At 36.3% G+C, this 24,605-nt stretch carries 21 protein-coding genes and 1 pseudogene; 10 read left to right on the top strand and 12 right to left on the bottom strand.

Going from position 1 to position 24,605, the window contains the following annotated elements; translation table 11 throughout:
* Positions 1-6 precede the first annotated feature (6 nt).
* The 3 genes from ACQKNX_RS18705 to ACQKNX_RS18695 all read left to right on the top strand — a co-directional run bounded on the left by ACQKNX_RS18705 (position 7) and on the right by ACQKNX_RS18695 (position 3,279).
* Positions 7-699, top strand: coding sequence for a response regulator transcription factor (locus ACQKNX_RS18705; protein ID WP_427430150.1), 693 nt, complete (start codon positions 7-9; stop codon positions 697-699).
* A 106-nt stretch (positions 700-805) separates the two neighbouring features.
* A complete protein-coding gene (locus ACQKNX_RS18700; protein ID WP_427430149.1) occupies positions 806-1,402 on the top strand; it encodes an ankyrin repeat domain-containing protein in 597 nt (198 codons plus the stop codon).
* Between the two features lie 611 nt (positions 1,403-2,013).
* A complete protein-coding gene (locus ACQKNX_RS18695; RefSeq protein WP_427430148.1) occupies positions 2,014-3,279 on the top strand; it encodes an MFS transporter in 1,266 nt (421 codons plus the stop codon).
* 24 nt (positions 3,280-3,303) lie between these two features.
* On the opposite strand, the gene ACQKNX_RS18690 is transcribed toward ACQKNX_RS18695, so the two are convergent.
* The 7 genes and pseudogenes from ACQKNX_RS18690 to ACQKNX_RS18660 all read right to left on the bottom strand — a co-directional run bounded on the left by ACQKNX_RS18690 (position 3,304) and on the right by ACQKNX_RS18660 (position 9,381).
* Complete coding sequence (locus tag ACQKNX_RS18690; protein WP_427430147.1) at positions 3,304-3,621, bottom strand: MGMT family protein; 318 nt, start codon at positions 3,619-3,621, stop codon at positions 3,304-3,306.
* Between the two features lie 154 nt (positions 3,622-3,775).
* Positions 3,776-4,543, bottom strand: coding sequence for a sulfite exporter TauE/SafE family protein (locus ACQKNX_RS18685; RefSeq protein WP_427430146.1), 768 nt, complete (start codon positions 4,541-4,543; stop codon positions 3,776-3,778).
* 40 nt (positions 4,544-4,583) lie between these two features.
* A complete protein-coding gene (locus ACQKNX_RS18680; RefSeq protein ID WP_427430202.1) occupies positions 4,584-5,024 on the bottom strand; it encodes an amidohydrolase family protein in 441 nt (146 codons plus the stop codon).
* An 80-nt stretch (positions 5,025-5,104) separates the two neighbouring features.
* Positions 5,105-7,018 (bottom strand): annotated as a pseudogene (locus ACQKNX_RS18675) (catalase).
* A gap of 260 nt (positions 7,019-7,278) precedes the next feature.
* Positions 7,279-8,013, bottom strand: coding sequence for a glucose 1-dehydrogenase (locus ACQKNX_RS18670; protein WP_427430145.1), 735 nt, complete (start codon positions 8,011-8,013; stop codon positions 7,279-7,281).
* Positions 8,014-8,116: 103 nt separating this feature from the next.
* A complete protein-coding gene (locus tag ACQKNX_RS18665; protein ID WP_427430144.1) occupies positions 8,117-8,749 on the bottom strand; it encodes a TetR/AcrR family transcriptional regulator in 633 nt (210 codons plus the stop codon).
* Between the two features lie 92 nt (positions 8,750-8,841).
* On the bottom strand, positions 8,842-9,381 hold the full coding sequence (locus ACQKNX_RS18660; protein ID WP_427430143.1) for a TetR-like C-terminal domain-containing protein: 540 nt from the start codon (positions 9,379-9,381) through the stop codon (positions 8,842-8,844).
* 168 nt (positions 9,382-9,549) lie between these two features.
* Between ACQKNX_RS18660 and ACQKNX_RS18655 the strand changes: the two genes are divergently transcribed.
* Positions 9,550-10,944, top strand: a complete 1,395-nt coding sequence (locus ACQKNX_RS18655) for a DHA2 family efflux MFS transporter permease subunit (RefSeq protein ID WP_427430142.1) — start codon at positions 9,550-9,552, stop codon at positions 10,942-10,944.
* Positions 10,945-11,251: 307 nt separating this feature from the next.
* Positions 11,252-13,588 (top strand): RNA polymerase recycling motor HelD, encoded by a 2,337-nt coding sequence (gene helD / locus ACQKNX_RS18650; protein WP_427430141.1) that lies wholly within the window; start codon positions 11,252-11,254, stop codon positions 13,586-13,588.
* Positions 13,589-13,667: 79 nt separating this feature from the next.
* Here helD and ACQKNX_RS18645 read toward each other — a convergent pair whose 3' ends face one another.
* From ACQKNX_RS18645 to ACQKNX_RS18635, 3 genes are all read right to left on the bottom strand, one after another.
* On the bottom strand, positions 13,668-14,984 hold the full coding sequence (locus ACQKNX_RS18645) for a DUF4179 domain-containing protein (protein ID WP_427430140.1): 1,317 nt from the start codon (positions 14,982-14,984) through the stop codon (positions 13,668-13,670).
* Positions 14,981-15,487 (bottom strand): sigma-70 family RNA polymerase sigma factor, encoded by a 507-nt coding sequence (locus ACQKNX_RS18640; protein WP_427430139.1) that lies wholly within the window; start codon positions 15,485-15,487, stop codon positions 14,981-14,983. The genes ACQKNX_RS18645 and ACQKNX_RS18640 overlap by 4 nt, the downstream gene beginning before the upstream one ends.
* A gap of 203 nt (positions 15,488-15,690) precedes the next feature.
* The gene (locus tag ACQKNX_RS18635) at positions 15,691-17,694 is read right to left on the bottom strand and encodes a YhgE/Pip family protein (protein WP_427430138.1); all 2,004 of its coding nucleotides are present in this window, start codon (positions 17,692-17,694) and stop codon (positions 15,691-15,693) included.
* A gap of 122 nt (positions 17,695-17,816) precedes the next feature.
* On the opposite strand from ACQKNX_RS18635, the gene ACQKNX_RS18630 reads away from it, so the two are divergent.
* The gene (locus ACQKNX_RS18630; RefSeq protein ID WP_427430137.1) at positions 17,817-18,701 is read left to right on the top strand and encodes a LysR family transcriptional regulator; all 885 of its coding nucleotides are present in this window, start codon (positions 17,817-17,819) and stop codon (positions 18,699-18,701) included.
* Between the two features lie 62 nt (positions 18,702-18,763).
* Here the strand turns inward: ACQKNX_RS18630 and ACQKNX_RS18625 are convergent, their stop codons facing one another.
* Positions 18,764-19,639 carry a LysR family transcriptional regulator gene (locus ACQKNX_RS18625; RefSeq protein ID WP_427430136.1) on the bottom strand — a complete coding sequence of 292 codons (876 nt, stop codon included), beginning with the start codon at positions 19,637-19,639 and terminating at the stop codon, positions 18,764-18,766.
* A gap of 319 nt (positions 19,640-19,958) precedes the next feature.
* On the opposite strand from ACQKNX_RS18625, the gene ACQKNX_RS18620 reads away from it, so the two are divergent.
* A complete protein-coding gene (locus ACQKNX_RS18620; protein ID WP_427430135.1) occupies positions 19,959-21,386 on the top strand; it encodes a YfcC family protein in 1,428 nt (475 codons plus the stop codon).
* A 157-nt stretch (positions 21,387-21,543) separates the two neighbouring features.
* Positions 21,544-22,956 carry a M20 family metallopeptidase gene (locus ACQKNX_RS18615; protein ID WP_427430134.1) on the top strand — a complete coding sequence of 471 codons (1,413 nt, stop codon included), beginning with the start codon at positions 21,544-21,546 and terminating at the stop codon, positions 22,954-22,956.
* Between the two features lie 264 nt (positions 22,957-23,220).
* Here the strand turns inward: ACQKNX_RS18615 and ACQKNX_RS18610 are convergent, their stop codons facing one another.
* Positions 23,221-23,712, bottom strand: a complete 492-nt coding sequence (locus tag ACQKNX_RS18610; protein ID WP_427430133.1) for a hypothetical protein — start codon at positions 23,710-23,712, stop codon at positions 23,221-23,223.
* A gap of 225 nt (positions 23,713-23,937) precedes the next feature.
* Here ACQKNX_RS18610 and ACQKNX_RS18605 point away from each other — a divergent pair, with 225 nt between their 5' ends.
* Both ACQKNX_RS18605 and ACQKNX_RS18600 read left to right on the top strand, forming a co-directional pair.
* Positions 23,938-24,087: a hypothetical protein gene (locus tag ACQKNX_RS18605; protein ID WP_427430132.1), complete on the top strand. Its 150-nt coding sequence runs from the start codon at positions 23,938-23,940 to the stop codon at positions 24,085-24,087.
* A 129-nt stretch (positions 24,088-24,216) separates the two neighbouring features.
* Complete coding sequence (locus ACQKNX_RS18600; RefSeq protein ID WP_427430131.1) at positions 24,217-24,435, top strand: hypothetical protein; 219 nt, start codon at positions 24,217-24,219, stop codon at positions 24,433-24,435.
* Positions 24,436-24,605 lie beyond the last annotated feature (170 nt).

The following is a 24,605-nucleotide window of genomic DNA, read 5'->3' as shown; positions in this document are numbered from 1 at the left end:
TGACTGATGCCATCACGAATATTAATCATTGAAGATGATATTAGTATTGCAGAATTACAAAGAGATTATTTAGAAATTCATGATATAGAGGCAGAAATCATAACGGACGGTTCTGAAGGATTGAGTCGAGCATTAAATGAGCCTTTTGATTTAATTGTCGTTGATTTAATGCTTCCTTCAATGAACGGTTTTGAAATTTGTCGACGCATTCGTGAAAAGAAAAATATACCGCTTATAATTGTTTCTGCAAAAAAAGAGGATATTGATAAGATAAGAGGACTTGGCTTAGGTGCGGATGATTATATAACAAAGCCATTTAGTCCGAGTGAGTTCGTCGCTCGTGTACAAGCGCATAGTAAACGTTACAAGCAGCTGACAGGTACTGAACAAGCACAGGATTATTTAGAGATGAATAATATTATTGTTGATAAAGCCGCACGCAAAGTATTTGTTTTAGGTCAGGAAGTTATTTTTACAACAAAGGAATTTGACCTGCTCGTGTTTTTTATGGAGCATCCAAATCGTGTTTGGACAAAGGAACAGCTTTTCCGTCAATTATGGTATATGGACGACTTAGATGGTGATGTTTTTACAGTTGTTGTTCATGTAGGTCGCATTCGAGATAAATTAAAAAAAGGAAAACTATCAGAGCTACCAATCGAGACAATTTGGGGCAGTGGATATCGCTTTAATAGCTGAAAATCTCCTTGTGAAAGGAAGGTTTTACATGAAATTTTTTATAAGCATTGTAGTAAGCGCATTATTCATATTCACAGGGTGTAATGACAAGGGGGAGGAAAAGCTTATGAAGCCAAAATCAGGTGATCTTATTCAAGCAGTTGAAAAAAATGATGTAGAAAAGGTGCTAGAAATTATACAGGATTCATCATATCCAATTGATGAAACAAATGATAAAGGGGAAACACCTTTATTAATTGCTACACATGAAAATTATATTGAAGTTGCGAAGCGATTAATTGATGCGGGTGCTGATATTAATCAACAAGATCATATTCAGGATAGCGCCTATTTATATGCAGGCGCCCAAGGAAAAACAGAGATTTTAAAGTATATGATGGAGCATGCGGAACCAAATCAAAAAATTGTGAATCGCTATGGTGGCAATGCTTTAATACCTGCAGCTGAAAAAGGGCATTTAAACAATGTGAAGCTACTATTAAAAGATGGTAAAGTAGATATCAATCATCAAAATAAATTTGGCTATACGGCATTAATTGAAGCGGTAGCATTAACGGACGGTTCAGTGGTGTATCAGCAAATTGTAGAAGAATTATTAGCTTACAATGCCAATAAAGAGCTTCGTGACAATTCGGGTAAGACAGCGCTTGATTATGCTAAAGAGATGGGCTATTCAAAAATGATAGAAATGTTAGAAGACTAGTAGGAAGATGAATATAATGTGTTAAAAAGGAGCACCTAGAGCGTTGTTGATATGACAATGTTTTAGGTGTTTTTAATTGTGCGAAAATTGTTTGAGTGACTGGCACACTTTTCTACAACTAATTTTAGCTTTTGTAAGTATTGTAAAAAATAGAACCACCTAAAACGTTGGGCAAAGACAACGCTTTAGGTGGTTTTTTTGAAAAGTAATATTTAAAAAATATAAGGATAAAAAGCTTGTACTTTGATAGCCCATAAGTTACACGGGAACCAGTGTAAACGGGCTTGTAGCATGGTGTATACATAAGTTCAACCAATAATGGGTTTATTTTTGGAGTAAAATAACAAAGTTCATATATTTGACACATAATAAATAACGAGTTACTATTGCGAAGGTTGTTTATTATTAAACTAAATTACGTATCTAAAGAACTAGGAGGCAATTGGAAATCGAAATAGCAGTATTCATTGAAAACATTTTTAATATATCGATATAATAAATTCTGTTTAATTAATAGCATATTAATAGTTACTTTTTTCTCAAACTGTTTATTAAAAATGGAATGATATTTTATATAAAAAATAAAATCAACATGCGAATCGGGGAACATTATGAGTCAGTCAAAGAAAAAAATCCACTACGCTTGGTGGGTATTATTAGGTTTAGTTGTAATGGTCGGAGCTGCAAAAGGAGGCATTGCGACTACAGGTGGTCTATTTTTAACTCCAGTTACAGAAGATTTAGGTATTGGAATGGGAAGTTTAACATTGTACTTTAGCATAGCATCAATTGTCACAATGCTATCTTTACCAGTTGCAGGTAAGATGATAGCCAAATATAATATTAGAATTCTTTTAGTGGTAGCTGTTACGTTGGAGGCAGGAGCCTATGCAATGTTTGGATTCATGAACTCTGTATGGGGTTGGTATCTGTTTGCTATTCCAATGGCAATGGGATCTGTAATCGTAACACAATTAGCAGGGCCTGTGCTTATTAACAATTGGTTTAAAAAGCACAAGGGCTTAGCCTTAGGTATTATGGTTGGAGCTGGTGGTTTAATAGGTGCTTTCCTTCAACCGGTAGCGGGTAATTTAATTGCAAGTGCAGGTTGGAGAAATACGTATATTTTCTTAGGTGTCGGCGTAATGGCGATTGTTATTCCTATTGTGTTATTAACGATTAGAAAAGCTCCACAACAAATAGGGTTACAGCCATATGGTATGGATGAAGCGAAGGAAGATTCAACGGTTAATGCTCAAACGGCAACAAATAGTGGTGTCGCTGCTACTATAGCTAAAAAATCGAGTGCCTTTTATTTTTTAGTATTTTTCTTTTTTTGTGAAACATCAATAGCTGCTTTTAACCAACATGTTGCACCATTCGCAATGGGATTGGGCTATGATGTTAAGTTTGCAGGTAATGCTATGGGCTCGTGGTCTGTAGGTGTTGTTATTGGAGCGTTATTTTTCGGCTTCCTCAGTGATAAAATAGGCGTAAAAAATACAGCAATTACCGCTATGTTTTTAGGGTTATTGCCAGTAGGAATGCTTCTATTAGTACCAGAAAATCCGATGATATTTAAATTAGCTACTGGTCTATATGGATTCGTTGTTGCATCTCTTGGAACACTAGGGCCTCTTTTAACAACAGCTCTATTTGGTAATAAAGAGTTCAGTCAAATTTATGGACTTGCTATAACAGGATTAGCAGTTGCAGGTATTGTTGCTTTACCTATTTATGGCTTTATCTTTGAATTTACAGGTAGTTATACTTATGTTCTTTATACTATTTTTATCATGTTGCTCTTAAATGTGGGAGCTATTATATTAGCATTTAAAGGTAAAAAGAAATTAGAAAAAGCAGGGTATTGGAATTAATAATTGAATCAAGCTAGGGTTAGTTCAGAAATCAAAATCCATAGGGTCTATTTTATATTGATACTCCTCTAAGCTGAGTGTAAGGACTTGTGTGACAATAACCCCTTCACCTTCTAATAATGCTTTTTGGTGCGCTGCATTTTTAATAGTGATTTCTCCCTTGATATTGACAATACGATGCCAAGGAAGATTATATTTTTCTGTCATTGTATGAAGTATTCTTACAACCTGTCTGGCTCCTCTAGGACTGCCCGCACATGCTGCAACTTGGCTATAGGTCATTACTTTACCAGTTGGTATATTTTTTATTACAGTTATCACATTTTTAGTAAATGGTTGCATATGATTCGGCTCCTTTTGAAAATGGATATTTTAATATAGCTGGGATAACATTGTAATCATTATGAGCTAACTGTTGAATATCCTCAACATAAAAAGAGCCTACTACATTTTCATGTAGTAAGGCTCTGTTTTAAATTTTCCGGGAAATAAGCGCCTACTTTAACGTTAAGAGCATATAAAGTGAAGACAGTATAGTAATAACACCAATCATTATTTTTAACAAGTGCATAGGTACTTTATTGGCAAGGCGAGTACCCGTGAGAATTCCAATCGTTACGCCGATTAAACTAGCAATTACTAAACTATAAATACTTTCTACATTGGCGTATGCAAAGTATCCAAATATAGATGGTATAGCGATAAATACGGAATTTAAAAGACTAACGCCTACAGCCACACGAATATTGACACCAAGGTTAACTAGTAATGGTACTAATAAAATGGGGCCACCAGCACCTGTTAACGCACAAATAGTTGCAGTTAAAAAACCGATAATCACCACAATTAATGGGTGATTCAATACTTTCGATTTCTTCATAATTGCAATCTCATTGTTTTTCTTAAAAATAATCGACAATCCAGCTACCAGAATAAATAAGTACAGAAGCAGTTTTGCCAGAAAATCCGAAATTAGCACATTGATTTGAACACCTAAAAATGCGCCAGGAAGGCTACCGATGCTTAAAAATAGCGCTAATTTTAAATCCATGTTTTTAGATTTCCAATAGGAATAAGCGCCAAGTATACCTGAAACAGCAAAAGCTAAAAAGCTCAATGCAAGTGCATCATGGACAGGTATTTCTAAAAAACCTACATAAATTAACGGGAGAAGAAAACCCGCAATTCCGGACATCCCTAATAGAATGCCAATCACTAAATTGGAACATAAAACAATACTTAATAGAAGTGTGTTTGTTAACATATTTTAGACCTCAATTATTGTTAACCCTCTAAATAAAGGGTTAAATGTTTGCGCGAATAGCAAGTTCCTTCATTGCGAGCTTACTTTCGTATTTTATTTTCTCTTCATCCAACGTTAAAACTTCTCTGTTTTTCATTAATATTTTACCATTAACAATCGAATCTGTTACATCGTTGCTGTTAACCGATTCAATCAGGGTATTTATTAAATTATGTGAAGGAGCAATATGGGGCTTATTAAAGTTAATCAAGATCATGTCCGCCTTTTTGCCAACTTCCAATGTTCCTAGCTGTTTTACTTGCATCATTGCTTTTGCTCCACCTAATATTTCCATTTCTAAAATGCTTTTTGAAGGCATAACAACCGGATCAAAAATTGGGACGCTAGAAAATGCACGTATTAATGTTTTAAACACTTTCATCTGATCAAATAAGCTTAATCCCGAATGACCTGCTCCATCTGTGCCTAAGCCAACACCAATTCCTTTATGTAACTAGTAACCTAATGAATAAAGCCTATCCAAACAACTGAGTTTTGGATAGGACTTCTTTTGTTTTTCGTTTATCGATCCCAGAATCGACCTTGGGCTATGCCTTCAATAAAGGATTCAATTGAAGAGTCTTTTAAATTGTAGACTCCCAATCCCTCAAGTTTTATCTTGCAAGAATCTAATGCTTGAGGATCATTAATGTCAAAGGCTAAAGGTTTATTATGTTTAAAGGTTGTTTCCATAAACTCTAGCACAGGTGTTTGAATAGGAGATTCACTACTGATTACTAAAACAGCATCAAAAAGGCTTGGGTCTGTTGTGTCATAAGTATCGGTTACTTTAAGGGAATCATCGATTTGAGATACCTTTTTATCGATAATACTATAATTTACATGTTGTTTAGCGAAAGTTTGAAGCCATTTTGTTAGAAGTGTTGTATTAGGTTTTCCATTCAATACAATCGCAACATTTTTTGTGTCTGGTTTAGAAATAGTATTCGCCATGCTGAGTGCGGGCGATTTTTTATTTGATTGTATTTCAAGATTTGTTTTAGGCAATGCTACGCCAATATTGTTGGCTACTTCTTGTGCTAATTCATGGTCTATATGATTGATAAGGTCGATTGCCTTTGTTTTCACAGCATTCTATTTACATTTGCCAAGCTCGAAACTGAATGCTTTTTTAATATGTTGTTTCTCATAAGGAGCCATACTATTATAGAAAAGCTTTGCTTGCGAATAAAAGTCTAAAAAGCTTGCGCTACGACCTCTAATCTTATTGCCATCAATTTTTTCTTGATAATGTTCGTAGCCACCTTCTTCAGCGGGAACAGGAGCTGGTTGATTGTCATTTAAACCGTTGCGATGATAACTCGTTTGACCTCGATAAATTGCCATTTGGTGCATACCGTCACGTTGATTGTTTTGATAAGGGCAGACTGGTTGATTAATTGGTATTTGATGGAAGTTGGGTCCTCCTAAGCGAGAAAGTTGTGTATCGGTATAAGAGAATAATCGTCCTTGTAAAAGAGGGTCATTTGAGAAATCGATACCAGGTACAACATGCCCAGGATGGAAAGCAACTTGTTCCGTTTCAGAAAAGAAATTATCTACATTTCGATTTAGAGTCATTTTGCCGACTATTTTTACAGGAACTTCTTCCTCTGGCCATAATTTAGTTGGATCTAATATATCAAAATCAAATGCATGCTCATCTTCTTCCGGAATTACCTGTAAACCGAGTTCCCATTCTGGAAAGTCTCCTTTTTCAATTGCTTCATACAAATCTAGTCGATGGAAATCAGGGTTTTTCCCTGCAATTGTTTGAGCCTCATCCCAAACTAATGAATGTACACCTAGAGTAGGCTTCCAGTGGAACTTTACAAAATGGGCTTGTCCTTTAGCATTAATAAGTCGGAATGTATGAACGCCGAAACCTTCCATCATTCGTAAGCTACGAGGAATGGCACGATCACTCATATGCCACATAATCATATGAGCCGTTTCAGGATTTTGTCCGATGAAATCCCAAAAAGTATCATGCGCACTAGCGCCTTGTGGTATTTCGTTGTGTGGCTCTGGTTTAACCGCATGGACGAAATCAGGGAACTTAATGGCATCTTGAATAAAGAAAACAGGCATATTGTTGCCGACTAAATCATAATTACCTTCATCTGTATAAAATTTAGTGGAAAAGCCGCGCACATCCCTCACTGTGTCATTCGATCCTCTAGATCCCTGTACGGTCGAAAAGCGTACAAAGAAAGGTGTGATTTTAGAGGGATTTGTAAGGAAATCTGCCTTCGTATAAGCGTCTAACGATTCATAAACTTGAAAAATACCATGTGCGCCAACACCGCGTGCGTGAACAATACGTTCAGGAATACGTTCATGGTCGAAATGAGTCATTTTCTCACGGAAATGAAAGTCCTCCATAAGGGTAGGACCCCTTAAACCTGCTTTTAAAGAAAATTCATCCTCTGCCATTTTTAATCCATGATTCGTCGTTAAGGCATGTTTTCCTTAGTTATCAATAATATGTTTCTTTAATTGTTCGGTTTTTTTATTTTCCATTTGAATCCTCCTCAAAGTCATCTTAATTAATGCATTCCCTTTTAATTGGAATAAAAAACATATGGTGTTATGCCAAAGAAATTAAATGAGGGGGAAATGGGAGATATACAGCACGCTCATAAAAAAAAGCCCAATTTTCTTTAATAGAAAATCGGACTTCTTATTTTCAAGTATTATTGTGCAGTTAAGCCGCCATCGATCACGAATTCTGAACCTGTTGAGTAGCTAGAATCATCAGAAGCTAGGAATAATACCATATTAGATACTTCTTCTGGTTGAGCTACACGTTTTAATGGAATATGTTTAGAGAATTCTTCTACTGCTGCTTTTGTATCTGCTTGTACAACCATTGGTGTTGCGATGACGCCTGGGTGTACAGAGTTTACGCGAATACCCATTGGTGCTAGATTAATTGCCGCTGCCTTAGTCATACCACGAACAGCAAATTTAGTATCTGTATAACCAATAGCGCCAGCCACTAAGCCGTTCATTGAAGAAATGTTGACGATTGAACCGCCACCAGTTTTCGCCATTGAACCTGCTACAGTTTTCATACCTAAAAATACAGACACTTGGTTAATGTCTACAATGCGTCGGTATTCTTCTAATGTCACTTCTAGCATATTTTTCGCCATAGTAATACCAGCATTGTTTACTAATACATTTACTGGACCGAAAGCTTCTTCTGCTTTCGCTATTACTGTAGCCCAATCTTCTTCAGAAGTAACATTTTGTTTAACGAAAATAGCATTTTCGCCTAATTCAGCTGCAAATGCATTTCCTTTTTCCTCATTTAAATCTGTTAAAATAACTTTTGCTCCGTTTTCTACGAATAATTTTGCGTGTGCAGCACCCATACCTTGTGCAGCACCTGTAATTATTGCTACTTTACCTGCTAAACGACTCATTTAGAAAGCCCCCTAAAAATTAAAATTTGATAGTTAACTATCACTTTTCTACTTCCTAGTTAACAACTTTCACGATCGAATGTCAATTCAAAACGTTCGTCATTTATTGTGGACGAATAAAAGATAAAAATACATCTTTCATCAACTCCAATTGCTTGTCCGTAGATAACAACTCGGAGAGGTTTGGATCGTGGGTTGTTAGGCTTGATTTAAATGTAAATAAACTAAAATTTTGCACCATCGTCATAATAAATAAATCTAAATCAACATCATGTCTTAATGAGCTGTCTTGTTTTCCCTGGTCAGCCAATGTCAATAAAATACCTGCCAATTTGCTTCGTGCAAAAAAATATTCTGCATATTGCTCAGACGATTCTGTAGCAATTTTTTCATGTAAATCAAAGGACTCGAAAAACTTTGCTAGACGAAGCTTAGGGTCCTTTGTTCCACTTATATAATAATCCAAAATTTGTTTGATTTTTTCATACGCAGGTATTGTCTGCTCAACAATCTGCTCTATATGCGTCGCCATATCATTAGTAATAGTATTTGAGGCTGCAATCACTAAATACTCTTTTTTAGGGAAATAACGAAAAATTGTCGCAATCCCAACACCAGAAGCGTCTGCGACATCCTGCATTTGTATGTTTTGAACGCCATGTTCCAAAAATAAATCCTTTGCAATTTGGATAATATTTTGACGGCGTTGTTGTTTTTGTTGTTCTCGTTTACTCATTTTCGTCACTCCAACTGTTCTTCATACATTAATTGTAGCATGCTTAACACATACCAACTTGTATTCATTTTTATTGCTATTTTCGATATTTATTAAGATTTATACATAAGATGAATTTGTTCTGCAATATAATCAGAACTTAAATGTAGCCCATTTTTTAACCACCACATGATAACGCCAACTATCGAAGCTGTTTTAATTTGAGAATCGACATAGACTTTTTTAGTTGTTTTTGTATTTTTTTTTCTGCGAATTTCGATTAACTTTTTTATTAATTGAAATAGATGATTTTCAAATTGTTCGAGTTGAAAAAGAATGAGTAGATGATGTCTTTGTGTATAAAGATAATCTAGTAATTGAATCAATTGTTTTTTTTCGTCGATGTCCTGAACTTGAATAAGTGCTTCAATTTTTTCAGTTAGTTCCTGTAAAATTTCCTGTGTTAATTGTGTAATTAGGCCATCGATATCTTGATAATGTAAATAAAATGTTGTTCGATTTAACAACGCCTTTTGTGTCACTTTTTGCACAGATAATTGATTAATGGATAGTCCATCATTTAAGAGGGTTAAGGCAGCGCTTTTAAGCATTTCCTGTGTTCTTATGGCACGTGGATCCTCTTTTTTAGTCATTTTTCTCATTCCTGTCTATCATAGTAGATTTTATATACAGTGTGTTTCAAATTGTCTAGTAGTCGACAGTGAATCCTATATTGTTCATGGTCAACTTAGCAAATTTCTTGTTAAGATATTTTTTAGACAATGTGTCGATAAAATTATAATAGCGTTAGGAGTTCTATTATGCAAAATGAAATATCTGCTCGAACGAAAAAGCTTTTGCTTTTTGTAATGATTGCAGGTTGCTTCTTTTCTACATTAAATCAAACATTACTAAATGTGGCGCTTAGTGATTTAATGGTTATTTTTGATGTAACCCCTACAACCATTCAGTGGCTAGCGACAGGCTTTATGTTAGTGAATGGCGTGCTAGTCCCAATCACTGCCTTTTTAATGAAACGATATTCAACTCGCCAGTTGTTTATCAGTTCTATGCTTTTTTTATTAATAGGTTCTATTGTTGCAGCAAGTGCAATGAACTTTGGAATGTTACTAACAGGTCGTATGATTCAGGCCGTTGGGGCAGGAATCATTATTCCATTAATGATGACAGTCATTGTTTTTTTATATCCAATGGAAGAGCGTGGGGCTGTTATGGGGAAAGTTGGATTCGCCATTATATTCGCTCCAGCAATTGCACCAACTGTTTCAGGCTTTTTTGTTGAATATTTGTCTTGGAGATGGCTATTTATTGGTTTAATTCCATTTGTTTTGCTAATTATTTTGTTTGCCTATAAATATTTATTTAATGTTGTTGAGGGGACAAAAGTAAAATTAGATGGATTAAGTGTGGGGTATTCAACAATCGGGTTTGGATTTTTACTTTTTGGGTTCAGTATTGCAGGAAGTAGAGGTTGGGCTGATTGGCTTGTTATTACATCACTTCTTTTAGGGATCATTGTGACGTTTTTATTTTGTCAGCGTCAAATGTCTTCAGCTGAACCATTATTAAATTTGACGGTATTTAAATATAAAATGTTTTCAATGACAACGCTTGTTAATATAGCCATTACCATATTAATGTATGCGGATTTAATTTTACTACCAATTTATTTACAAGATGGTCGTGGTTTTACTGCTTTTGAAGCTGGACTTTTATTGTTACCAGGGGCATTAATAAATGCATGTTTATCTCCGGTAACTGGGAAAATGTATGACAAATATGGTGCAAAGCCATTATTTATAGTGGGCATGAGTTTAATCGTTTTGTCGATGTGGGCAGTGATTGATTTATCTGCTTCTACTTCATATATGTATTTACTTGTCCGCACAATTATATTACGGATTGGGCTAGCTTTTATTACAATGCCTTTAAATACAGCTGCCTTAAATGCACTTCCAAAAGAGTTAGCTTCACATGGCTCAGCGGTTAATAATACGATTCGTCAATTAGCAGGAGCAATTGGCACAGCAGTTATTGTGACTATTTATACAATACAATTAACAAAGGTTTCAAGTGGCACAAGTGAAGGTTATTCTACCGCAGCTAATACGACGTATTGCACAATGCTTATCGTAGCTATTATTGCATTTATTGTTGTTTGGTTTGTGCCAAAAACTAAAAAAGTAAATAACTAAACATTGATTGCTTGCAGTGAGCGATACAATAAGGAAAAGCGCCGTTCTAGATTGTAGATCGGTGCTTTTTTTGCAAATAAAAAAACACTCCTAAATACTGATTTCGAAGTGTTATTACGCTATTTTAAATTTGTAATTATACAGAAATAGATATCATGGTTAATCCATTGATAAAAACATGAACATGTGTTAAATTTATATAGATAGGCACTTTATTATTGATAGGGTATATTATCCCTATCTTAATTATAAAGCATTGTTTTTTATAAGTCAACCCCTATACTTACATTTTTAAGGAGTGAATGCGATGAAATCGGAGTTTCAGCAGGAGCAAAAACGATTAGACAATGTAATGGAGACTATTTCAGAGCAACTGAATAGGTTGGAGAAAGAAACTTTACAGCGTAAGAACGAAGTTGTAAATATTCGCAAACATTTTTGGGATGAAATAAAGGTCAATATGGATACTTTCGACGATTATCTTGAGACGATTATCGGTTTAAGACAAGAAACGCAAGCACTATCCGTTAGCCAAAGTACCCACAAACATGCGTCTAAAAGATTGTCTACGTTGCGCCGTATGCAGAAGGTTCCTTATTTTGGCCGAATTGATTTCTTAGAGGAAGGTATGTCAGCTCAGGAACAGGTCTATATAGGTATCTCTTCCCTTATGGATAAGAGTGGGGAAGATTTCCTTATCTATGACTGGCGATCTCCCATCTCAAGTGTTTACTACGATTACTCGCCTGGTCCAGCCCAGTACACGACACCTGAAGGCATTATCCAAGGGGAGTTGGAGAAAAAGTGGCAATATCTAATCCGCGATGGTGTTCTTCAATCGATGTTTGATACAAGTCTCACTATCGGAGATGAGATTTTACAGCAAGTTCTGGGGCAAGGTACAAATAAACATATGCATAGTATAGTTGCGACGATTCAACAGGAGCAAAACCGAATTATTCGTCATGATCATGGGAGATTGCTAATCGTTCATGGTGCCGCCGGTAGTGGCAAGACATCAGCAGCTTTACAGCGAATAGCTTATTTGCTTTATAAATATCGGGATAGATTAAATGCGGATCAAATTATTCTATTTTCACCTAATGCAATGTTCAATAGCTATGTGTCCAACGTGCTACCTGAACTTGGTGAAGAAAATATGCAACAAGTTACATTTCAGGAGTACTTGCATCACCGATTAAGTAAGGAGTTTTATGTTGAAAATCCTTACGAGCAATTGGAATATGTTTTAACTGCAGCCAATAGTCCAGCATATAAATCAAGAGTGGCGAGCATCCGATTCAAAGCATCTACTCGTTTTTTTGAAGTGATTAAAGCATACAGAAAGTCGCTGGAGTACTCAGGCATGATATTTAAGGGCATTAACTTCAGAGGGCATCCGATTATTACCGCGCAACAAATCGCTGAACAATTTTATAATAGCGACGCTTCACTTAAGTTCCAGAATCGATTGGAAAAGTTAAAGGAATGGATTCTGAAGGAAATAAAAGAAATAGAAAAAGTCGAATGGAAGAAGGACTGGGTACAAGAAGAAATTGAGCTGCTTAGCAACGAGGAATACCATAAGGCACGTGTTTATTTAGCTAAAAGAAAGGGCTTTGCAAGAGAGGCAGTAGCCGATTATGAGATGGAGACTGCTAAACTTGCGCGATTGATTGTATCCAAGAAATTGAAGACATTGCGGAAACGAATTCGGGCGTTGCAGTTTATCGACATTAAGGAAATTTACAAACAGTTGTTTATAGATCCTATGCAAATTAAACAGTGGATTGAGGGAGAAACACCAGTGGAGTGGGAGGCTATTTGCCAAGCGACGCTGGAAATGCTAGACGAAGATAAACTATTTTACGAAGACGCTACTCCGTTTTTATTTATAAAAGAGTTAATTCAAGGTTTTCAAACAAATAGCTCGATTAAGCACATACTCGTTGACGAAGCACAGGACTATTCTCCATTCCAATTCGAGTTTTTAAAGCGATTGTTTCCTTTTGCGAAAATGACAGTATTAGGTGATTTTAATCAGGCGATTTTCGCGCACGCAAGTGAAATGATTGATTTTAATATTCTTAGTAGCTTATATGGACCGGATGAAACAGAAGTTATCAATATGACTCGTAGCTATCGCTCTACAAAACAGATTGTCCAGTTTACCCGCAAACTAGTACCTAATGGCGAACGGATTATCCCGTTTGAACGCGATGGCGAGCAACCTGCGCTGACACAATTAGCTGATCGCACAGCTTTGCATCACTGTATTACGACTAAAGTCGAAGCGTTGCGAAGTGATGGCTATAACAGTATCGCCATCATATGTAAATCCGCAGAGGAGAGCAAGCGTGCATATGAAGCTTTGTCTACTATTGAGGGTATTAAGCTTATAAAAAATGGCTCCCCCGAGTACGAGCAAGGGGTTGTCATCATACCTTCTTATTTATCTAAAGGAATTGAATTTGAAGCTGTCATTATCTATGATGCTTCGGAGCAAATATATGGCGATGAGAGTTTACGCCGAGTTTTCTACACTGCCTGTACGAGAGCAATGCATAATTTACAGCTTTACAGCGTAGGTGAACCAAGTCCACTTCTGCGCATTGCCTTACAGGAAAATGAAATTAAAGTTTAAATGACGAGTAATGAACGAGAATAATGTGAAGAGCCGATTCTAGGCATTATTAGAATCGGCTTTTCTTTAGGATGACAATTTATTTAAGTTCCACTTGGATACGTCCAACACCGTTTAAATATTGGTCATAACGTGCAATTTCAAGCTTCACAGGATTAACTGGGAGGTTTTTAACATTCTCCATATCAAATTTTTGTGTAATTAATAGATAGTTGTCGTGCTCAGAAAACGTTGCACTATTTGAATAGTAAGTTTCACCATTAGCGTCAATTAAATGATTAAACATGCTTCTAAGTTCATTTTTATTGGAGGATAATATTTTATATTGAATTTCAAAGTAATCTTTTATTTCAAGCTCGGTATTAATATTCTTAGGCTGAGTAATAATTTCCCTTTTTTCAAAATCAATTACTACCGATTCATCAGCTTTATCAATAGCCTCAGTGTCTCGAAATTCAATCGTAATACTTTTTGGGATACGGAAGTAATTGCTCTCTAGCATAATACTAAATTGCTTATCTTCGTAATTACCAAATCCAACTATACCGTTCCGAATTTTGCCCCATTCCTCTTGATGTTCATCGTAGATGCGAATATCTCCAAAGCTTAATATTTTCTTTGAATTCGATGAATCAATCGACATTTTCAATTCAGATCTAATCGGAGAAATAATAAGCTCATGAATGGTAAAGTCTTGCCCATCGACAGTTATTTGTTTATTAATAGCGTATTTTTTCGATGCTTTAATGTCATTTTTTAATGTAAATGGCATTTCAAAGACTGTTTCTGGATGATCTGTAAGCGATAATGTAATTTCAAAATCTTTCGATGAATAGTTCATACCTTGGCTTGCGGCCACTTCAATTGTATTTTCAACTTCAAATGTTCCTTCTGGCAGTGCTGACCAACTACTCCCTACAGATGCATAGATTTGTTCACCTTGCTGTTTGACTTCTGTAGAGACGCCAGTGATATTCGCTAAGTCTTCGTCTGATTGAAACTTATAAGAAATGATCATTCCTGATTCATCTGCCACAACACTTGTAATCGTAAGGGTTTTCCCATCAATCGTTTGACTCACATTAATAGGCTCGTAGTATTCATTGTTAATAATATCTTTAATGCCTTTATCTAACGCAATCATTTCAACAAGTGGTTTTAATATTGGAAATTGTGCCATCGTATAAGCTAGAGCAGGCGATACCCTAATGGAACTAATAAGGGCAATCATGATAATAGCAGCAGTAACCGCTAATTGTAAAAGGCGTTTATGGCGAGTTCTCTTTTTTAATTGCTTGTATGCCATGAACTGTTTATTTGACTGCAATGTTTCCATAGGCACTAATTTAAGTAATTCTATATATCTTTGTTGTTGGTCATTGTCCAATTGACTCATGAAATGCCCCCCTCTCCTAATAAATGACGAAGCTTCTTTAATGTTTTATGTAATCTTGATTTAACTGTGCCTTCAGGTATTTTTTGTAACGTGGCAATTTCGCTGTTTTTTAAATCTTTAAAGTACTTCAAATGAATGAGCTCCTGTTGCTCAATTGGTAACTTTGTTATGACATCATTGAGTTCAAATAGTTCCGCCATTTGCTCGGGCTGATCCACTATATCATCTGTGACGACAATACGTTTTTGCTGTCGTTTCATCATTAAACATGTATTGATAACAATGCGTACGAGCCACGTTTTAAAATACTGAGGCGTCTGCACTTTATGAATATTTTTTAAGCATTGATACGTCATTTCTTGTAGTGCATCATTTGCATCATGTTCATTTTGCATATAGCTATAGGCAACACGATACATAGCTTCTTTATATATTTGTAAAAGCAGTAGCTGTGCCGCTTCATCTCCATTAATCGCTTGTTTGGCAAGTTCGATTTCGTCCATCTCCATGCCTCCTTTAATGATTAGATGCACCAAATAAAACATTCGTTCATTTTATTTGATAAAATTTTAAAAGCAATTTTGCATGTAGGGGATGCTTAACTTTGTTTGGTTATATGGAAAACCGTATCATAAGTATGCCAAATAAATAAAGGAGCCTTTCTCAATGGAGAGGCTCCTTTTATTTTCTAAAGTAAAGTACAGCTTTAGTTGGCGATTTCAACAGTAGGTTGTTCTTTATGCTGTATGTGGCTTGAAATCCAAGCGATGATGAAAGCGAGTAAAAGATAGATGAGTAAAAGTGATCCTTGTGTAACTAAGTTTGACCAGCCACCAAGGGTAATCACTTCTTGGAAACCTTTTAGTGAATGCGCCATCGGCAAAAATCCGCCAATTTTAGCTAGTATAGGGTTTCCAAGCTCACCAGGGAATGTTCCGCCACAGGTTGCTAATTGAAATACTAATAACGTAACAGCTATAAATTTACCGACATTGCCTAATAGAATGATGAGCATTAGGATGAGGGTCATAAAAGTAAGTGACACGATCATGCTTGAAAGGAAAAAGAGAGGTACACTTGCTACTTCTAATTTAAATCCTAACAATATAACGATATCTACAATAATTGATTGAATTAAACCAACTACATAAACTAAACCTAATTTATTAATAAAATGAACGGTGCCAGTCACTTTTAGAAGTTCTCTGCGTCCTAGTGGCAGAATATTAGATGCCATAATGCCTCCTACAAATAAAGCGAGTGACAAGAAATAAGGTGCGATACCGACACCATAGTTCGGAACGTCAGATAAATCGGATTCTACCAATTCGATTGGTTGGGCAAACATCGATGTCGTTGCATCGTCAAATTGAAGATTAGATGTTTTTGCTGCCGCGCTATTTAGTTTTGATGCTAATTCATTTGATCCCACTACTAAAGAGGAAAGCCCATTTTGCAGTTTTGGAAATCCGCCTGATACTTCATTAATTCCACTAGATAGCGCTGTAATCCCAGTATTAAGCGTAGTAAAGCCTGTTGTCCATTTAGCAAAACCACTTGCAAATTCAGTCACTCCTTGTTGAAGTTGTTTTGCTCCCGCAGTAGCCTGAGTCATCTTTGTTCCAAACGTTATCATGCTAGTTTCAAGTGTAGCTTGACCTGCCGCTATTTTTTTAGCAGCTGCGCCTACTTGTTGTTGACCATTTGTTAAAGTAGTTTCAGTTGCAGATAATGTCTCTGCTAAAGCAATCAGTTGTTGAAATTCCGAATCTTGCTTCGCTTCGGGATGATCTTTTATATATTGAGCTAATTGCCCGCTCAAATCACTTGCTGCTTTAGCCGCTTGTTGTTGACCTTGAACTAGCTCTGTATTTTTAGAGGACCAGTCTGTCATACTTTCGCTCATTTGCCCCATTCCAGATTGAAGGGCTTGTTCAGCTCCAGTTAGTTGCTGTAGTCCACTATATAGAGAGTCAGAACCGTTTATGAGTCCTTGAGCGCCATTTGATAAGCTTTCCTGCCCTGCTGAGAGGCTTGAACTTCCTGTTTGAAGCTTGCGAGCTCCTTCATCTAAACTTTGAATGCCATCCGCTAGCTTGTCGGTTCCGCTCTGTATATCAGTCGCTCCCTTAGAAAGCTTTTTCGCCCCAGCGCCCGCTGTTGCAAAACCAGTCGAAGCATCCTGGAATTTAGTGAGAATAGATTCAGAGTAAAACTTCGTTATGCTGGCGTTAATTTTTGTTTTCATTTTTTCCACGGCTGTTGTAGTAATTTGTGAAGCTACAAAGTTTTTCCCTGGATTAATCTCGTACGAAAGTTTAGCTGTTTTTGGAGTTTCTTCCATTAAAGTCGTTACGTTTTTAGAGAAATCCTTTGGAATTGTGATGACCATATAATAGTCGCCTGCTTTAAGCCCTTTTTGTGCGGTCTTGTCAGAGACGAAATGGAAGTTTAATTCTTTGCCTTCTTTTAGTTCGGTAATAAAGTCATCGCCAACATGCAAAGGTTCATTATCTATATTAGCTCCCTCGTCGAGATTAACGACAGCTACGGGAAGTTTATCCAATTGTCCGTATGGATCCCAATATCCTGCTAAAAAGAACCCAACGTAAATTAAAGGAACAAGAATAAGAAATATAAAGGCCGTTCGCCCATGCTTATGTTTCCAAATAGCTACTAAGTCTTGCAATATTAATTGAAATCCTTTCATGAAATAATCCTACCTTCCTATTTTCAAAAGATTATTTCATAATAATCTATTATATTAATGTTGTATAATACATAAATCGTTATTACATAATAGATTTAAATCTATATAAGAGGGGGACCAATATGGAACTTTTGCAGTTAAAGTATTTTCAAACAGTTGCCCGTCTCGAACATATGACGAAGGCAGCAGAGCAGCTCCAAATTGCACAGCCATCGCTTAGTAAAACGATTTCCCGCTTGGAGGAAGATTTGGGCGTGGTGTTGTTTGACCGAGAACATCGGAAAATTAGCTTAAATGAAGCTGGCAGAATTTTTTTAAATCGTGTGGAAAGGGCTTTTGCGGAATTGAATGAGGGACAAAGGGAGCTAGCTCAATTTACTGAGCAAGATCAAAAGAGTATTACATTGGCAGTAACGATTCCAAGAGTATTGCCTGCTTTATTAGGTTCATTTTTATCGAAATATCCAGATGCCCGTTTTCAACAATTTCTAAAGTCTGTTACATCTATGAAAAAATTGTTGATGGAAGGGGAGTTGGATTATTGTATTTCCTCAGTTCCTATTGAAGGCGAGGGTATTAGATGGGAACCACTTATTACTGAAGAAATATTTTTAATCGTGCCACCTAATCATTGGTTAGTCGACAGGGAGAGTATTCAACTTGCAGAGGTGAAGGATGAAGCGTTTATTAGTATGAATACAGGATTTGGCTTCCGAAGCTTAACAGATCAATTTTGCCGGGAGGCTGGGTTTGTCCAAAATATTGCCTTTGAGGGGGATGAGCCTTCCGTTATTTCTGATTTAGTTAGACAAGGACTAGGTGTCGCCTTCGTTTCTGAATTATCTTGGGTTCCGAAATCAGAGGAGTTTCCTCATAAACTGCGAATTGTTGAACCATCTTGTCAACGCACAATTGGGCTAGCGTGGTCAGAAAAACGCTATTTCACGCCTATGGCTAACCAATTTCGTCAATTTGTTTTCGAATACTTTTTAACTATTGCTAAATAGAGTTAATTTACGCATTTGTATAAAAGATGACCCAGCTATAGGGTCATCTAATATTAGGATTCCTAGTTATTACTTAGCGGACGATACATTTTACTCATTGAGCTATAAAAGTCTTGTAAAATCGGATTACTTAAATTTTTTGTTAAGGCAATGAGTTTGACCGGAATGTTTGAAGTATAAGTTTCTAAAATAGTAGCCGACCCATCCTCGATTTCCTTTCTTATTCTGCTTGTCCCAATTACTCCGAGATACGGGTGATTGAGGACGGCATTTTTTATGCTCTCATCACTATTGCAGTGAATCGTATTTGGAAAGTGAATTCCTCTGTTTAAAATTTCAAATTTTATAAAGGGAGCTCTAAGGTCAACCAATACAGGGTATTTTGCTAATTTGCTCTCCATTTGAGAAGTGTCATTAGCAACTTTACTTGAAGCGAACAGCACTAAACTTTCATAGTCAATGCATTGATTGGAAATGTCAGAGTTTAAAGTTCTACCATTTACAATAGCAAAGTCCATCTCATTTTGTATTATCTTTTTTAAAGCCTCATCGCTACTATCTACAGAATAAACTTCTATTAAAATATCTTGGTTCCTTTTCTGGAAATTTACTATATGTGGTAGAAAAAAACGGTCACAATGTTCATCTAATGCACAAACACGAATAACTTGCTTTTCTCCTTGAAATTCTTCGATTCTCCTTTGCATCGTAAACATCTCATTTAAGATATTTTTTGCATGCTCATAAAGAATTTCTCCAGCTTTAGTGAGCTTCCTTTTATTGTCCACTTTTTCAAAGAGAGGTAAGCCAATCTCATCTTCTAAGTGCTGTAAATGCTTTGTAACAGTAGGTTGTGAATAATTAAGGCGCATTGCTGCTTGAATTAGTCTTTTTTCTTCTGCTACGATTTGAAAAGTCTGAAGGTGTCTAATTTCCAATTACATAACAACCTTTCCTGTTAATTTCTGAAGCTATAAAGTAAATAAAAATGATTATATAATGCTGATTTAATTTTTGAAATATAATTATAACGCTAAATATTTAAAATAGTAATATTGAATATTCACTATTAGAATATCAATGACCTGTAATGCATTATAAAATGAAACCTATGAAAGCGTTAGCAATATTGGGTATTTTCTAAATTTTTCTAATCTTATTTTTTAGCCGAGAGGATGATTAAAACTCGACTGTTTTTTGAGTTAATTCATAGTATGACAGATTGCTTTTTACACAAATCACAAAGGGGTGTTATGTTTGAGTACTGCCAAACCAATAAAGATAGAAGAAGGTACTGAAAAGAGGAAGAAGAAAAAGGGCGGCTTGAATGCTTATGTTCTAATGTTTTTAATCATTGTTGTTCTTACGCTCTTAACCTATGTTATACCTGCTGGTCAATACGCTAGATATGAGGAAAATGGTAGAACGATTATTGACCCTACAAAATTTGAATACATCACAAATACGCCTGTAGGCTTGCTAGACATGTTTAATGCATTTCACCAAGGGATGGTCAAAGGTGCACCAATTATATTATTTGTACTACTAATTGGTGGTGCTCTTGGAATTATGCAAGCTACAGGATCTATTGATGCGTTAATTCGATTTACTGCACAAAAGTTTGGTAAACGAAAAAAATTAATTATTCCAGTGATGGTACTTCTGTTCTCGTTACTAGGTACCCTTATTGGCGCAGCTGAAGATTCGTTAGTCTATATTACAATCGTTGCTCCAATGACGATTGCCTTAGGCTTTGATGCATTAACAGGTGTCGCGATAGTATTTCTCGGCATGATAGGTGCTGGATTTACTGCTGGTATTACGAATCCTTTTACAATTGGTGTTGCTCAAACAGTTGCTGAACTTCCAATGTACTCGGGTATGGGCTTACGTATCGCTATTTACGTAATCTTCTACATTTTATCGGTTGCTTTTATTTTACGACACGTAAATAAAATCGAGAAAAATCCTGAACTAGCTGAATACGGGAAGTTTAACCCGAATGAAAGAATTACGTTTGATGACGATTTCAAGTTAAGTAAAAGACATGCAATTTCTCTTTTAGTGTTTTTAGGCTGCTTTATCGCGCTGATTTATGGCGTTATTAGTCTTGGCTGGTATATCAGTGAAATTGTAGGGATTTTCTTATTAGGTGCAATTATTATGGGTCTTATCGGAAGACTTTCTGGCAATGAAATGACGGATGCATTTTTAAAAGGATGTTCTGAAATGATTTCAGGTGCGATGATTATTGGGATTGCTAATACAATCCTTGTCGTACTTACTTCAGGAAACTTATTAGATACGATATTACATGTTACTTCTGGTTTGCTTGATGGCTTATCACCAAGCGTAACAGCGGTAGGGATGGCAGTTGTCAATTTCTTTATTCATTTCTTAGTGCCGTCTGGAAGTGGACATGCATCATTAGTAATGCCAATTATGGCACCGTTAGCAGACCTAGTGGGAGTAACAAGACAAACAGCTGCGTTTGCTACTGTAATGGGTGGCGGTGTCTCTAGTTTAATCATTCCGACTGGTGGACTATTGTTAGCAGCTCTAGGTATGATGGGCATTCCTTATTCAAAATGGGCTAAATGGGTATTCCCTTATGTTGCTATTCAAATTGTTATTGTTGTGATCTTTTTAATTATTGCCCAGGCAATTAATTATGGACCGTTTTAATAGCAAAGATAGATCGGTGTGTAGCATTGACTCTTTTCTATATTCGCCATTTTACTGAGGTGAGATGGCGAATTAATAGGGAAGTTTATTGCATTTGCTAGGATTTTGGCATAAATAATTTTTTTAGCAAAAATATTATTCTAACGGGGTGAATGAAATGGATTATCGTAATACATTATCAAAGGTTATTGAAGAAAAACGACAAAAATTAATTTCTGTAAGTGATCAAATTTGGGGTTATGCAGAAACAGGATTTGAAGAGTTCCAATCAGCAGAATTATTATGCAACACTTTAGAAGAAGAAGGCTTTACTGTAGAAAAGGGAGTAGGCAATATTGATACTGCCTTTATTGGTAGTTATGGGACAGGAAAGCCGATTATTGCTGTTTTAGGTGAATTTGATGCACTAACTGGCTTAAGTCAAGTTGGTGGAGATATTCAGTATAATCCTGAAGTAACGAATGGCAACGGACATGGCTGTGGCCATAATTTACTTGGTACAGGAGCATTAGCTGCTGCCATCGCAATTCGTTCATATTTAAAAGAAAACAATCTTGAAGGCACTGTTCGTTACTATGGATGCCCTGGAGAGGAAATCGGTAGTGGTAAAACCTTTATGGTAAGAGATGGGCTATTTGATGATGTAGACTTTGCAGTATGCTGGCATCCTTGGTCTCGCAATTCTGTTTGGTCCATGTCATCTCTTGCTTGTTATGAAGTTTCATTTAGATTCAAAGGAAAAAGCTCGCATGCTGCTAGCACGCCTCATCTTGGTAGAAGTGCACTCGATGCAGTTGAACTAATGAATGTCGGCGTTAACTATTTACGAGAACATATTATTCCTGAAGCAAGGGTTCATTACGCTGTAACAAATACTGGTGGTGTTTCACCAAATGTTGTACAAGAAAAGGCAGATGTATTGTATTTTATTCGCGCACCACGCGTAGCTCAAGCAGAAGAAATTTATCAACGCATCTGTGACGTTGCAAGAGGAGCGGCTCTTATGACTGGTACACAAGTGGAAATTGATTTTGCTTCCGCTGCTTCCGATATATTGCCGAATAACACATTAGAGAAAGTAATGCATGATAACTTTGTTGCTTTAGGTGTTCCACAGTATGATGAAAAGGAACAACAATTCGCGAAGGACATTCGTGCAACTTTATCTGAGGCTGATAAAAAAGAAGATATTAAGGCTAATAAAGAACTAGAAGGCAAAGATTTAGCGCATATTATCGATCCATTTATCCCATCAAACGGAATATTGCCAGGTACGAGCGATGTTGGCGATGTGAGCTGGGTCGTCCCAACCGTACAATGCATGGTAGCATGTGAACCAATTGGAACACCTCTTCATACTTGGCAAGTCGTTTCAACAGGAAAAACTTCAATTGCACATAAAGGTATGCTACATGCTGGTAAAGTGATGGCGGCAACTGCTATTGAAGTGCTACAAAACCCTGAAGTTCTTGAAAAAGCGAAGCTAGAATTAGTTGAACAACGAAATGGTGAGGAATATGTATGTCCGATTCCTCCTGAAGTGAAAAAGTATAAACTTCAAACTGTTTAAAATAGCTAAAATCCACTGTGCTTCTATACAGCGCAGTGGATTTTGTGATTTAGGTGTTGATTTAAGTGTCAGGCACTCAAACAATTTAGAAGTCATACGCCATTGCCAGTAAGGTTTACCAAGTAAAAGTCCACAAAGACTCCTGTGGAAACGCACAAAACAAACCGCGCGCAAGTGAGGGTTGCGGCTTACAATGTGCCCGCGGAAAGCGAAGTGGATTTTTACTGTTGAGGAGCGATTAGGAAGGAACACCCCTTTAGGTGCTTAACACCACACAATGACTTCATGAGGCGTAGTTTGTGCGGGAATGCTTCTTGTCGTAGGTCCATACACAACAATGAGAGTGCGATTTGCAGGACTTTTTGAAAAAGGCTGCCCATTTCTAAGCAAAATCGGCGTGTATGGTGCAAGATTTAATTGTAATTGACCATCACTACTCAACAATTGAGAATTAAAAAAGTCTACTTTTACATTTTGATAGCTGTTTTCTTTAACCATAATAAGTGCTTGATATTGAGGAGGGTAGATTAAAGGTACAGGTGCATTCCCATCATAATAGCCAACAATGCGATCACCACGGCTTACAACTTCGTGATTTACAAAATAAGTAGAAGGAGAAATAACAAAATTAACAATGCCGCCTGCCCCATTTTCTACCGTCATTAACGTATAACATCCTTCACTTTCGCCATTTTGCCCGACTGCAAAATCATTTATCTGTGTAACGGTACCTTGAAAAAAATTAAAATTGACCATAGTCATTCCTCTCTTAAAAAAAGTTTAATCAACTATTTCCTGTCTACAAGTACGAAATTCACCATCTTTTAATACATGTCATTTTAATCTATGTCACAAGCCATTTATGGGTGACAAGGGATTGTTTCGCTTAATTTTTATTAAAAAGGAATAATATATTTTTTTCACAAATCACTATATACTTAACTTGGACTAAAACGTAATTTTTCTAAGGAGGGGAGCCTTTTGAATTGGATTTCTAAAAATAAGAAACCCTTTTTAGCATTCATCGTTATTATCATAATTATTGCGGGTCTGCTCGATATTAAATATGAGGGACTATTCTTTCACATGTTACCTAAATCTTTGCAATCTTATTTAGCTAACATGTTTTAAAAACGTTTCAGCTTATATGAAATCTTTTTATAAATAAAAACTCATTAGCTTGGCCAAACTTTAAAATGAAAAGCAGTTGAACAGATTATCTGTTTTATTACTTTTCAATAAAATCAATGGGGGATGGCTATGTCAAATATAAACACAAATTGTAACGATGCAAAAGTTAGGGACAAGCATAGTGCGAAAAAACGAGAAGTAAATCAAAATGGCAAAAAGCTCTATAAAGAGGAGTTTGGCTCTGATTTCGATTTTGATGCAGCTTCAGCTCAAGCAAGTAACTTTACTGAAGCACAAGGGCAAAAAAATACCCAGCAACCGGTAAGTGAGCGGACTGCATGGCACTAGTTTTTATTTGACAACTATTCAATTCATTGAGTTAAGGACTAAGGTGTAAGCCTTAGTTCTTTTTTATTTAATATGAATAAAGATAACTGCTGCTTGAGATTTCCTGCAGGAGTGGTCGACTGATAATAGGCATCAAGCTTGTTGATGCCTATTAATAACAATTCGGTCTT

Source organism: Lysinibacillus sp. NPDC093712 (assembly GCF_050280025.1).
Taxonomy (GTDB): Bacteria; Bacillota; Bacilli; order Bacillales_A; family Planococcaceae; genus Lysinibacillus.
Note: the sequence above shows the minus strand (reverse complement) of the source record. Positions and strands in the feature narration are given on the sequence as shown.